This window comes from Reyranella sp. (assembly GCF_036558665.1).
Taxonomy (GTDB): Bacteria; Pseudomonadota; Alphaproteobacteria; order Reyranellales; family Reyranellaceae; genus Reyranella.
In genome coordinates, this window is the sequence record NZ_DATBFE010000139.1 from 54,032 (window position 1) to 65,891 (window position 11,860).

Annotated in this window: 10 protein-coding genes; all 10 read left to right on the plus strand. The window is 66.9% G+C overall.

The features are described from left to right. The first annotated feature begins 25 nt into the window (after positions 1-25). Positions 26-469: a MaoC family dehydratase gene (locus VH499_RS20430; RefSeq protein WP_332054624.1), complete on the plus strand. Its 444-nt coding sequence runs from the start codon at positions 26-28 to the stop codon at positions 467-469. Positions 470-476: 7 nt separating this feature from the next. Next, entirely contained in the window at positions 477-1,403 is a 927-nt protein-coding gene (locus tag VH499_RS20435) for a bifunctional riboflavin kinase/FAD synthetase (protein WP_332054597.1), read from the plus strand. Positions 1,404-1,688: 285 nt separating this feature from the next. Then, entirely contained in the window at positions 1,689-4,487 is a 2,799-nt protein-coding gene (ileS, locus tag VH499_RS20440; RefSeq protein ID WP_332054625.1) for an isoleucine--tRNA ligase, read from the plus strand. Between the two features lie 7 nt (positions 4,488-4,494). Further along, complete coding sequence (gene lspA / locus VH499_RS20445; protein WP_332054598.1) at positions 4,495-4,977, plus strand: signal peptidase II; 483 nt, start codon at positions 4,495-4,497, stop codon at positions 4,975-4,977. 40 nt (positions 4,978-5,017) lie between these two features. Further along, positions 5,018-5,590 carry a DUF3035 domain-containing protein gene (locus VH499_RS20450; protein ID WP_332054599.1) on the plus strand — a complete coding sequence of 191 codons (573 nt, stop codon included), beginning with the start codon at positions 5,018-5,020 and terminating at the stop codon, positions 5,588-5,590. A 149-nt stretch (positions 5,591-5,739) separates the two neighbouring features. After that, a complete protein-coding gene (locus tag VH499_RS20455; RefSeq protein ID WP_332054600.1) occupies positions 5,740-6,957 on the plus strand; it encodes a pitrilysin family protein in 1,218 nt (405 codons plus the stop codon). Beyond that, entirely contained in the window at positions 6,954-8,270 is a 1,317-nt protein-coding gene (locus tag VH499_RS20460; RefSeq protein ID WP_332054601.1) for a pitrilysin family protein, read from the plus strand. Before VH499_RS20455 ends, VH499_RS20460 begins: the two co-directional genes overlap by 4 nt. Before the next feature lie 30 nt (positions 8,271-8,300). Continuing rightward, positions 8,301-9,608 (plus strand): glucose-6-phosphate isomerase, encoded by a 1,308-nt coding sequence (locus VH499_RS20465; protein WP_332054602.1) that lies wholly within the window; start codon positions 8,301-8,303, stop codon positions 9,606-9,608. Positions 9,609-9,620: 12 nt separating this feature from the next. Then, entirely contained in the window at positions 9,621-11,450 is a 1,830-nt protein-coding gene (gene mutL, locus VH499_RS20470; protein WP_332054603.1) for a DNA mismatch repair endonuclease MutL, read from the plus strand. Continuing rightward, positions 11,447-11,860: a hypothetical protein gene (locus tag VH499_RS20475; RefSeq protein ID WP_332054604.1), complete on the plus strand. Its 414-nt coding sequence runs from the start codon at positions 11,447-11,449 to the stop codon at positions 11,858-11,860. The genes mutL and VH499_RS20475 overlap by 4 nt, the downstream gene beginning before the upstream one ends.

Genomic DNA, 11,860 nt, shown 5'->3' on the forward strand with positions numbered 1-11,860 from the left:
CAAAAGCAGGAGATCCGGCGACGTGATGCAGACTTTCGAGGCGATGAACGGCCTTTTCCTGGAAGACCTCAAGCTCGGCCAGTCGGCCATGTTCGGCCGCACCGTGACCGATGCCGATATCGCGGCCTTCGCCGGCGTCTCGGGGGATACCAACCCGATCCATTTGCACGAGGGATTTGCTCGCAGCACCCGCTTCGGGCAGCGCATCGCCCACGGCATGCTGAGTGGCAGCTTCATTTCGACGGTGATCGGCACCAAGCTGCCGGGCCCCGGAGCGGTCTATGTCTCGCAGACCATGAACTTCATGGCTCCGGTGATCATTGGCGATACCGTGACGGCGGTCGCCACGATCACGGCCATCGACGAGAAGCGCCGGCGCGTCACGCTCAAGACCCAGTGCCTGAACGGCGACAAGGTGGTGATCGACGGCGAGGCCGTCGTGCTGGTGCCGCGTCGCGGCATCGCCTGATCCATCGATGATTCCGGTCTTCGACGAGTGGCAGAGCGTTCCCGCGCCATGGAAGGGCAGCGCGGTGGCGCTTGGCAATTTCGACGGGGTCCATCGCGGCCACCAGGCGCTGATCGAGCGCACGGTGAAGCAGGCGCAGGCGCTCGACGCGCCGGTTATCGCGCTCACGTTCGAGCCCCATCCGCGGCGCTTCTTCGTGCCGGATACCGGTCCCTTCCGCCTGACCTTGCCGCCGGCCAAGCTCCGCCTGCTCGAGGAGCATGGCGTACGGGCGGTGCTGGCCCAGCACTTCGACCAGGCTTTCGCTGCCCTCTCGCCGGATGCCTTCGTCGACGAGGTTCTGTTGAGGGGGCTTGCCGCGCGGCATGTCGTGTGCGGCTACGATTTCACCTTTGGCGCCCGCCGCGGCGGCAACGTCGAGAAGCTGCGCAAGCGAGGCCGCGAGCGGGGCTTCGGAGTCACGATCCTCGATCCCGTGATGCGGGAAGGCGAGATCTACTCCTCTACCCGCATTCGCGAGGCACTGCGTGCGGGCTGGGCCAGCGAGGCGGCCGAACTCCTGGGGCACGCCTGGGAGATCGAAGGCGTGGTCGAACAGGGCGACCGGCGCGGCCGCACCATCGGCTTTCCCACCGCCAACGTGGCGCTGGGCGAGCATCTACGGCCGCATTTCGGAGTCTATGCCGTGCGGGCGTTGATCGACGGGACATGGCGCGCCGGCGTCGCCAATCTCGGCAAGCGGCCAACCGTGGGCAAGTTGCAGGAGAACTTCGAGGTCCATCTGTTCGACTTCGCGGGCGACCTCTATGGCAAGACGCTGCGCGTGCAGCTCATCGATTTCATTCGGGCGGAGCTGAAATTCGCCAATTTCGATCAGCTCAAGGCCCAAATCGCGGCCGATGCACAGGCGGCCCGCACCATTCTCGCCGGATGAGGCCGGCGACTGAGGCCGCGCGAGACGGCGAGCACTGTGCTCCGGCCCGGGTCGCAACGCGCCGCTTGCCTTGACCCCCAGCACCCCCATCCGTAGATTGCCGACCCCATGAGATCGAGGGCCTATCGGGAGCGAATTAGCCGCCCGGTCCGCTAGCTGCGGCCGGGTTCTTTTTGATGCCTGTTGCGTGCCGGACGAGCCCGGCGCCTCCCGCTCGAACCCTGTGAGTTCGTTGTGACGACCGACTACAAATCCAGCGTCTTCCTGCCCAAGACCGATTTCCCCATGCGCGGCGGCCTGCCCAAGAAAGAGCCGGAGCTGCTGAAGCGCTGGGCCGACATGAGGCTGTTCGAGCGCACGCGGGCCGAGAGCAAGGGCCGGCCGAAGTTCGTGCTGCACGACGGCCCGCCTTATGCCAACGGGCATCTCCATATCGGCCATGCACTGAACAAGATCCTCAAGGACCTGGTGAGCCGAAGCCAGCAGATGCTGGGCAAGGACAGCCACTATGTGCCGGGCTGGGACTGCCATGGCTTGCCCATCGAGTGGAAGATCGAGGAGGAATATCGGGCCCGCAACCAGGACAAGGATGCCGTCCCGGTAGGCGAATTCCGCCGCCAGTGCCGCGCCTTCGCCGACCACTGGATCGGTGTGCAACGCGAGGAGTTCAAGCGGCTCGGCGTCGACGGCGACTGGGAACACTACTATTCGACCATGGCTTACAAGTCCGAAGCCACGATCGTGGCCGAGCTCGGCAAGTTCCTGATGAATGGCGGCCTCTACAAGGGCTCCAAGGCGGTGCTGTGGAGCGTGGTCGAGAAGACCGCGCTGGCCGAAGCCGAGATCGAATATCACGACCACACCTCGGACACGATCTACGTGCGCTTTCCGGTGCTCAAGTCCAAGGGCGGCAGGCTCGACGGCGCGTCGGTCCTGATCTGGACCACGACGCCCTGGACCATACCGGGCAATCGTGCGCTCGCCTTTGGGCCGGAGATCGCCTACGTCCTGATCGAGGTCGCGACGGTCGCAGAAGGCAGCCGCGCGCGGATCGGCGAAAAGATGGTGCTCGCCAGGGATCTGGTCGGCGCGGTCGGCGAAGCGGCCAAGTTCACGTCCAACGTCATAGCCGACGTGAGCGCGGACGATCTCGAAGGGCTGGTGGCCGCCCATCCGTTGCGCGGCCACGGCTACGACTTCGACGTGCGCCTGCTGCCAGCGGCGTTCGTGACGGCCGATGCCGGCACCGGCTTCGTGCACATTGCACCAGGCCACGGCGCCGACGACTTCGAGCTGGGAGTCGCCAACGGCGTGGAAGTGCCGGACACGGTCGACGAGGATGGTCGCTACTATCCGCATGTGCCGCTCTTCGCCGGTCGGCGCGTCTATACGTCGGAAGGCGTCAAGGGCGACGCGAACAAGAGCGTCACCCTGGCGCTCGACGAGGCCGGCAAGCTTCTGGCGTCAGGCCGCATCCGCCACAGCTATCCGCATTCATGGCGATCCAAGGCGCCGGTCATCTTCCGCAATGCGCCGCAATGGTTCATCGCCATGGACAAGCCGATCGCCGAGATCGGCGGCACGCTGCGCGAGAAGGCGCTGGAGGCGATCGACGCTACGCGCTTCGTGCCGCGCGCCGGCTACAATCGGTTGCGCAGCATGATCGAGCAGCGCCCCGACTGGTGCGTGTCACGCCAGCGCGCCTGGGGCGTGCCGATTGCGGTGTTCGTCGACAGGCATACCGGCGAGCCCTTGCGCGATCCCGAGGTCATGAACCGCATCGTCGAGGCCTTCCGCAAGGAAGGTGCCGACGTCTGGTTCGAAAGCCCGCCCGAACGTTTCCTCGGCAACGCGTACAAGGCCGAGGACTTCGAGCAGGTGAAGGACATCCTGGACGTCTGGTTCGATTCCGGCTCGACGCACGCTTTCACGCTCGAGGGCAATCCGGAGCTCAAGTGGCCGGCCGATCTCTATCTCGAAGGATCCGACCAGCACCGCGGCTGGTTCCATTCCTCACTGCTTGAGAGCTGCGGGACGCGCGGCCGGGCCCCCTATGACGGCGTGCTGACGCACGGCTTCACGCTCGACGAGCAGGGCCGGAAGATGTCGAAATCGTTGGGCAACATCACGGCGCCGCAGGTCGTGTGCGACCAGTACGGTGCGGACATTCTCAGGCTCTGGGTGGTCGGCACCGACTATACGGAAGATCAGCGCATCGGTCCGGAGATCCTGAAACACCAGGCCGAGGCTTACCGCCGTCTGCGCAACACGTTGCGCTACCTCCTGGGCAGTCTCGACGGCTTCTCGGCCGCCGAGAAGGTCGAGTTCAAGGAGTTGCCGGAGCTCGAGCGCTGGGTGCTGCATCGCCTGGCCGAGCTCGACGCGCTGTTCCGGCCCGCCGTCGAGGCCTTCGACTTCCACAAGATCGCGACCGAGCTGCACAATTTCTGCGCCGTCGATCTCTCGGCTTTCTACTTCGACATCCGCAAGGATGCGATCTACTGCGACGCGCCCAAGGCGTTGCGCAGGCGCGCCGCGCGTGCGGTGATGGCGGAGCTGTTCTCCTTCCTCACCGCCTGGCTGGCGCCGATCACCTGCTTCACGGCGGAGGAAGCTTGGCTGGCGCGGCCGAAGGATGTGCCGGATGGTGCGGCCGACAGTGTGCATCTGCGGCTCTATCCGACGATTCCCAACACTTGGCTCGACACGGAGCTCGGCGAGAAGTGGAAGACCGTGCGTACGCTGCGCCGCGTGGTCACCGGCGCGCTGGAACTGGAACGGGCGGAGAAGCGCATCGGCTCGAGCCTGCAGGCGGCGCCTCATGTCCATGTCGCGCCGGAATATCTCGCCGCCATGAAGGGTCTCGACCTGGCCGAGATCTGCATCACCTCGGCCGGCGATCTGGCGACCGGCACGGCGCCGGCAGGCTCCTTCACCTTGCCTGACGTGGCGGGCGTCGCAGTCGTTCCGGCTCTGGCGAGCGGCGAGAAATGCGCCCGTTGCTGGCAGGTCCTACCCGAGGTCGGCACGTCGACCAGGCACCCGCTGCTCTGTCGGCGCTGCGAGGCGGCGGTGGAAGGGTGAGCGGCGCATGAGGCCGATCGATCGCCAGGCGATGGGTCTGGTCGCGATCACGTTGATCGTCGACCAGGCTTCCAAGGAGCTGTTGCTGCACTACCTGCTCAAGGCCGGCACCTTGGTTCCCGTGATCGACGGCCTGTTCCAACTGGTGATCGTGTGGAACCGAGGGGTGAGCTTCGGGTTGTTGAGCGGTGATCGCGCGCTGCCGCCCTGGGTGCTGTCGGGCGTCGCGATCGCGGTCTGCGTCGGGCTGTTCCTGTGGCTGCGACGAACCGACCGACTCTTGACGGGCTGGGGTATCGGCCTTGTCATGGGCGGCGCCATCGGCAATGTTATCGACCGCGCCCGCTGGGGAGCGGTGTTCGATTTCGCCGATTTCCACGTGCAGGAATGGCACTGGCCGGCCTTCAACATCGCCGATGCGGCGATCGTACTGGGCGTCGGCCTGATGCTCATAGATTCCCTGATCGGCGAAAGGACCCGGACGCCCTGACAAGGCCATGATCGGTGGACAGAAGCACCAAGGAATAACAATGCGACGGACGATTCTCATTCCTGTGACCCTGCTGGCTCTCGGCGGGATGATGCTTGGCGGCTGCAGCGCCTTCGAGAATCTCGGCGGCGGGAAGAAAGTGTCGCCGGACGAGTTCAAGATCGTCTCGCACTCCCCGCTGACCATGCCGCCGAACGCCGATCTGCGGCCGCCGCGTCCCGGCGAGCCGCGGCCGCAGGAAGTGAGCCCTGCCGACCAGGCCAAGGAGGCGCTGTCGCCGACGATGGCGGGCCGCGTTCAGCAGCAGGCCGCCAAGGAGCCTGCGGCCGGCGACGCATCGGAGCGGGCGCTGGTCGCCAAGGCAAGCACCGGTGGCGTCGATCCCAATATCCGCTCCCAGGTCAACCGCGAGACGCGCACCCTTGCCGATCAGGACAAGACCTTTATCGACAGCTTGATCTTCTGGCAGGAGGCCGCGCCGCAGGGAACTATCATCGATCCGGCCAAGGAGCAGCAGCGCTTGCGCGATGCTCAGGTGAGCGGCCAGCCCTCCGGTGAGCCGACGCCGACCATCAAGCGGCGCCAGCGCGGCTGGCTCGAAGGCATCTTCTGATCGCCGTCCCGTTCTCGCGCCGTCGTTTCCTCGCCGGTGGTCTTGGCTGTGCGATTGCCACGCCGTCCGCTTCGGCTCTGGCGAACCTTCTGACCGTCAGACGACGACCGCCCGACACGTTCACGCTGACCAACGGGCTGCAGGTCGTCGTGCTGCCGTCGTCGCGCGCACCGATCGTCAACCAGCTCGTGGTTTACAAGGTCGGCAGCGCCGACGAGACCTTCGGCCAGACCGGCATCGCCCATTTCCTCGAGCATATGATGTTCAAGGGCACCGCCGCCCTTGGACCCGGCGAGTTCTCGCGCACCATCCGGCGCAATGGCGGGCGGGACAATGCCTATACGGATTTCGACGCCACCGGTTATCACCAGACGATCGCGTCGGATCGCCTCGAGCTCGTGATGCGCCTCGAGGCCGATCGCATGGACGGCTTGCGTATTGTCGAGAAAGAGCTGACGCCCGAACGCGAGGTCGTGCTCGAAGAGCGCCGCATGCGGATCGACAACGCGCCGGCCGCCCTGCTCGACGAGGCGGTTCGCGCCGTCTTGTTCGGCGAGCACAAGCCCTACGGCATGCCGACGGCCGGCTATGTCGACGACGTCAGGAAGCTGGGTGTCGAGGACCTCATGGCCTTCTACCGCCGCTTCTATAGCCCCGACAATGCAGTGCTGATCGTGGCCGGCGACACCACCGCCGACGCGGTCCACAAGCTCGCCGAGAAGTACTACGGACCGGTTCCGGGCCGCAGCCACGGACCGCGACTGCGCCCCTCCGAAGGCGGCATAAACCTGCCGCAGCGCATCACGCGAGCCGACCGCCGCGTCGCCGAGCCGGGCTGGTCGCGCGACTACCTGGCGCCCTCCTATCGCACCGGCGAGACCAGGCACGCCTATGCGTTGCAGGTGCTGGCGCGCCTGTTCGGCGGCGGCGAAACGAGCCGCCTGTGGCGCGCCCTGGTGGCCGAGCAGCGCCTCGCCCTCTCGGCGAGCGCCGACTACAGCGCCTCGTCGCTCGGTCTGTCGAGTTTCGGCCTCAATATTCATCCCGCGTCCAATCGCACCACAGAGCTCGAAAGCGCGGTATCCGAACAAATGAAGAAGCTGCTGGATGGCAACGTGACGACCGAAGAGGTCGAGCGGGCGCAGAACCGGCTTCTTGCCGCTGCCATCTATGCCCAGGATTCGCTGGCCAGCGGGCCGCGCCGATATGCCGCCGCCCTCAGCACCGGCAACAGCGCGGCCGATGTCGAAGCCTGGCCTCAGCGAATCGCAGCCGTTCGCGCCGCCGATGTCATCGCGGCCGCTCAGCACGTCTGGCGCGACGATGGATTGGTGACGTCGCTGCTGACGCCCGGGGAAGACCGATGAGACGCGGCCTTCTCGCCCTGGTCACGGCCGCCGCCGCCTGGATCGCCATCCCTGCCGGCGCCGTCGAGATCCAGGAAATCACGACTCCGCTGGGCGTCAAGGCCTGGCTGGTGCAGGACAAGACCGCGCCCGTCATGGCGCTGTCCTTTTCCTTCGCCGGCGGAACGGCATCGGAGCCGGAGGGCCAGAAAGGCGTTACCAGTCTCATGGCGTTCATGCTGACAGACGGAGCGGGAAGACTGCCCGCCGAGGCTTTCAGGCTCCGTGAGGAGCAGGCCGCCATTTCCCTGAGCTTCGGTGCGTCGTCGGACCGGCTGGGCGGCTCGCTGCGGGTCCTGACGGACAACCGCGACCAGGCTTTCGATCTCCTGCGGCTCGCCCTCACGGCACCGCGTTTCGATTCGGACATGCTGCAGCAGCGCCGTGCCCAAGCAATCGCGAGCCTCAACCAGGCCGAGCAGCGGCCGAGATCGGTCGCCGAGCGGGCCATGATGGCCACGATGTTCGCAGGCCATCCCTATGCTCGCGATTCACAGGGCCTGCGCGAGACCCTGAAGACGCTCGCGCCAGCCGACCTCAGAACCCGTGCTGCTGCCCTGCTTGTGAGGAATGGCCTGATCGTGGCGGCAGTGGGCGATATCGACACCGCCGAGTTGGCACGCGGCCTCGACCATGCGTTCGGCAGCCTGCCGCTCGGCGAACCCGGAGCCGCAATTCCGGATTGGACCCCTTCCGCCAAACCGCGCACGATCGTCGTCGACCGCCCGGTGCCGCAAAGCGCCGTCGTCATGGCGATGCCGGGCATCATGCGCAGCGATCCCGACTGGTACGCCGCCCTCGTGCTCTCGCATATCCTGGGCGGCGGCCAGCAGTCGCGTCTCTTCGAGGAGGTGCGTGACAAGCGAGGCCTCGCCTACAGCGTGTCGAGCGACCTGCGCACCTCCGCCAAGGCGTCGCTGCTGGTGATCTCCACCGGCAGCGCGAACGATCACGTGGCCGAGGCGATCCACGTGATCCGGGGCGAAATTGCCCGCCTGCGCAGCACTGGTGTGACCGAGCAGGAACTCGCCGACGCCAGGACCTATCTCACCGGCGCCCTTGCCTTGTCGCTCGATTCGTCGAGCGCCGTGGCGGGCCTGCTGCATAGTCTGCAGGTCGACGCCCTGCCGCGTGACTATCTCGACCATCGCGCCGGTTTGATCGCCGCGGTCACCGTGGCCGACGTCGATCGGGTCGCCCGGCGCCTGTTGCGCGATGATGCCATTGCCACCATCGTCGTCGGCAAGCCCGTCGGGCTTGCCCTCGAACGATAATTAAGACCTCACGCTTCAGAGGTACGTTCCATGTTCTACAGCCATGTCATCGACCAGGCGCTCGAGGCCCACATCGGCAAGACGGGATTGCCGCAGGCAGTGCTCGACCGTGACCTTGCACGTGCCGCGGCGGCGCTCGACAAGATCCGCCGCTGGCGGGACGACGGCACGCTGCCGGTATTGCGGCTGCCGGCGGCGCGCGACGATCTCGCGGCACTGAAGCCGCACGCCGACCGCTTCGCCAGGTTCGAGCATGTCGTGGTCATGGGGAGCGGCGGCTCGAGCCTCAGCGGCAAGGCGTTGCTGCCGCTCAGGGACCATGGCTTCGGCCCGGCCAAGGGCCGGCCGAAAGTGTGGTTCATGGACAATGTCGATCCGGAGAGCTTCGGCGAGCTCACCAGCCGGCTGCCGCTCGACCGCACGGGCTTCCTGCCGATCTCCAAGTCCGGCGGGACGCCCGAAACGCTGACAGCGCTTTTCACGGTCATTGCCGCCCTCGAAAGCAAGGTCGGCAAGGCGGCGCTCGCCGACCGCATTCTCGCGGTCACCGAACCGGTGGACAACCCGCTGCGACGGCTGGCGACGCGACTGGGCTGCACCATACTCGATCACGATCCCAAGATCGGCGGGCGGTATTCCGCACTGTCGGTGGTCGGCATGCTGCCGGCAATGATTGCCGGCATCGATGCCGCGGCCATTCGCGAAGGTGCGGCAAGCGTGCTCGATCCGGTGCTGGCGGCGAAAGAGGCGAACGACCTGGCACCCGCGGTCGGCGCGGCGCTGGCGGTCGGACTGGCGCGTGAGCGCGGCATCAACATCACCGTGCTGATGCCCTATGTCGACCGGCTCGAGACCTTCGCCTTCTGGTATCGCCAGATCTGGGCCGAGAGCCTCGGCAAGGACGGCAAGGGGACCACGCCGATTCGGGCCTTGGGCACCGTCGACCAGCACAGCCAGGTCCAGCTCTATCTCGGCGGCCCGCGCGACAAGCTGTTCACTGTGCTCATCCAGGACACGGCGGGGCAGGGTACCCGGCTCGATCCGGCTGCGTTGGGCGGCGACAAGGCGCTCGACTATCTCGCCAATCAAACGATGGGAGACCTCCTGCTCGCCGAGGCCGACGCGACGGTGGCGACAATGGCCAAGAACGGCCGGCCGGTGCGCGTGATCCGCATCAAGACGCTCGACGAGAAGGTGATGGGTGCGCTCATGATGCATTACATGCTCGAGACCATGTTTGCGGGCGAGCTGTGGGGCGTGGATGCCTTTGACCAGCCGGCTGTGGAGGAGGCCAAGGTCCTCACCCGCCAGTATCTTTCCCAAAGGCGAAGGTCGTAGACTGCGCGCGCCATGAGCGCGCCTGCCCGCCCCTTGCGCCGGCTCCCCTCGACCCTCGTCAACCGCATCGCCGCGGGCGAAGTAGTCGAGCGGCCGGCCAGCGCCGCCAAGGAGCTGGTGGAGAATGCGATCGATGCGGGGGCACGGCGGATCTCGGTCGTCCTGAAGGAGGGCGGTCGGAGCTTCATCTCGGTGGTGGACGACGGGTCCGGCATGACTCCCGAGGAGCTGCAACTTGCCGTCGAGCGGCACTGCACCTCCAAGCTTCCCGGGGACGACCTTGCCGACATCGGCACGCTCGGCTTCCGCGGCGAGGCGCTGCCGTCCATCGCGTCGGTCAGCCGTTTCACCATTACCTCGCGGCCGGCCGACGCGGACTCGGCCTGGAGCCTCGATATCGACGGCGGGGTCAAACGCCCGGCACGGCCGACAGCGCATCCAGCCGGCACGCGGGTGGAGGTGCGCGATCTGTTCTTCGCGACACCCGCGCGACTCAAGTTCCTCAAGGAGGCGCGCAGCGAGGCGGCTCACGTCGCCGATGCAGTGCGGCGGCTGGCCATGGCGCACCCCTCGATCGCGTTCCGCCTCGAAAGTGAGGAGCGTACGCTGTTCGATTTGCCGGCCGCCGATCCGTCGCTGCTGAACAATGCCGATGCAGCTCGGCTGGAGCGACTGGCAGCCGTCATGGGCCGGGAATTCGCCGACAATGCGCTTGCAATCGATGCCCGCCGCGAAGGCTTTCGCCTGACCGGGTTCGCGGGCCTGCCGACGCTGAACCGGCCGACAGCGCAGCATCAGTACCTGTTCGTCAATGGCCGGCCGGTGCGCGACAAGCTGCTGGCGGGTGCGGTGCGCGGCGCCTACCAGGATTTGCTGGCGCGCGATCGCCATCCCATGGTGGTGCTGTTCCTCGAGGCTCCCACCGAGATGGTCGATGTCAACGTGCACCCGGCCAAGACCGAGGTGCGCTTCCGCGATGCCGGCATTGTGCGTGGCCTGATCGTGGGCGCTTTGCGCACGGCCCTCTCGGCGGCAGGGCACCGCGCCAGTACGACCGTGGCCGACGCGGCGCTGGGTGCGTTCCGGCCGCATACCGGCCACGGGTCGGCGTTGCCGTTCGGACGGAGCAGCGGGGCCGGGCCGGCCATATTGGCCCCGCGTGGCTTGGCCGAGCCCGCGTCGCAGTTCCTGGCGCCGTTCGCCGAGCCGTCGGCGCGCACCGAGCTGGCCTCGTCGGAGGCGGCCGAAACCAACCGCAGCTCCTATCCCCTGGGTGTCGCGCGAGCGCAGTTGCACGAGACCTACATCGTGGCGCAGACCGCCGAGGGCGTGGTGATTGTCGACCAGCATGCCGCACACGAGCGGCTCCTGCACGAAAAGCTCAAGTTTCAGCTCGAGGCCGAAGGCGTGAAACGCCAGACGTTGCTGTTGCCCGAAGTCGTCGAAGTGGGCGAGGACGGAGCGCGACGCCTGACGCATCGCGCCGCCGAGCTCGCCGAGATGGGGATGGTGCTGGAACCGTTCGGGCTCGGCGCTGTGATCGTACGGGAAACCCCGGCACTGCTCGGCGAGGCCGACATACAGGGGCTGGTCCGCGATCTCGCCGACGAGCTGGCCGAACTCGGCGATCACCTCTCGCTCAAGGAGAAGGTCGAGGAGGTGTGCGGTACTCTTGCCTGCCATACCTCGGTGCGGGCTGGCCGTCGTCTGACCGTCGAGGAGATGAATGCACTGCTGCGCCAGATGGAGGCGACGCCGCATTCGGGCCAGTGCAACCACGGCCGCCCGACCTATGTCGAACTCAGGCTGGCCGACATCGAGCGGCTGTTCGGACGGCGATGAAAAAGCTCCTGCCGCTGCTGCTCGTCGTGTCGATGGTCACGGTCGTCCATGCGCAGTCCGCGAGCCCCCTCGACGGGACGTGGCGCGGCCGCAGCGACGGCGGCTCATGCCAGGCCCCGCTCGATTACGCGATCACCATCGAGGACGGCTTTGTCGACGGCACTGCCTTCGACACCACGGCCCACGGACCCGTGCCCAATCTCAAGAAGGCGCCGCCCCCTCCGCCCGGTCCAGGCCTGTGGCAGCTTCACGGCGTGGCCAAGCCCGGCTCGTTTTCGTTGCTTGCGGTCGCGTCGGTGAAGGCCGAGGACCGACGCGTGGAGCGGCTGACCGTGATCGCGCAAGGCGCCGTGCTGGTCGTCACCGAGGGCGGCGGCTGCGGTCGCACGGCACGGCTCGCGCGCAAATAA

Bases quoted from the DNA above. Each gene is read 5' to 3' on its own strand.
- VH499_RS20450 (WP_332054599.1), top strand. From the start codon at position 5,018: ATGCGACGGACGATTCTCATTCCTGTGACCCTGCTGGCTCTCGGCGGG.
- VH499_RS20435 (WP_332054597.1), top strand. From the start codon at position 477: ATGATTCCGGTCTTCGACGAGTGGCAGAGCGTTCCCGCGCCATGGAAG.
- ileS (WP_332054625.1), top strand. From the start codon at position 1,689: ATGCGCGGCGGCCTGCCCAAGAAAGAGCCGGAGCTGCTGAAGCGCTGG.
- VH499_RS20465 (WP_332054602.1), top strand. From the start codon at position 8,301: ATGTTCTACAGCCATGTCATCGACCAGGCGCTCGAGGCCCACATCGGC.
- VH499_RS20430 (WP_332054624.1), top strand. From the start codon at position 26: ATGCAGACTTTCGAGGCGATGAACGGCCTTTTCCTGGAAGACCTCAAG.
- VH499_RS20475 (WP_332054604.1), top strand. From the start codon at position 11,447: ATGAAAAAGCTCCTGCCGCTGCTGCTCGTCGTGTCGATGGTCACGGTC.
- VH499_RS20460 (WP_332054601.1), top strand. From the start codon at position 6,954: ATGAGACGCGGCCTTCTCGCCCTGGTCACGGCCGCCGCCGCCTGGATC.
- mutL (WP_332054603.1), top strand. From the start codon at position 9,621: ATGAGCGCGCCTGCCCGCCCCTTGCGCCGGCTCCCCTCGACCCTCGTC.
- lspA (WP_332054598.1), top strand. From the start codon at position 4,495: ATGAGGCCGATCGATCGCCAGGCGATGGGTCTGGTCGCGATCACGTTG.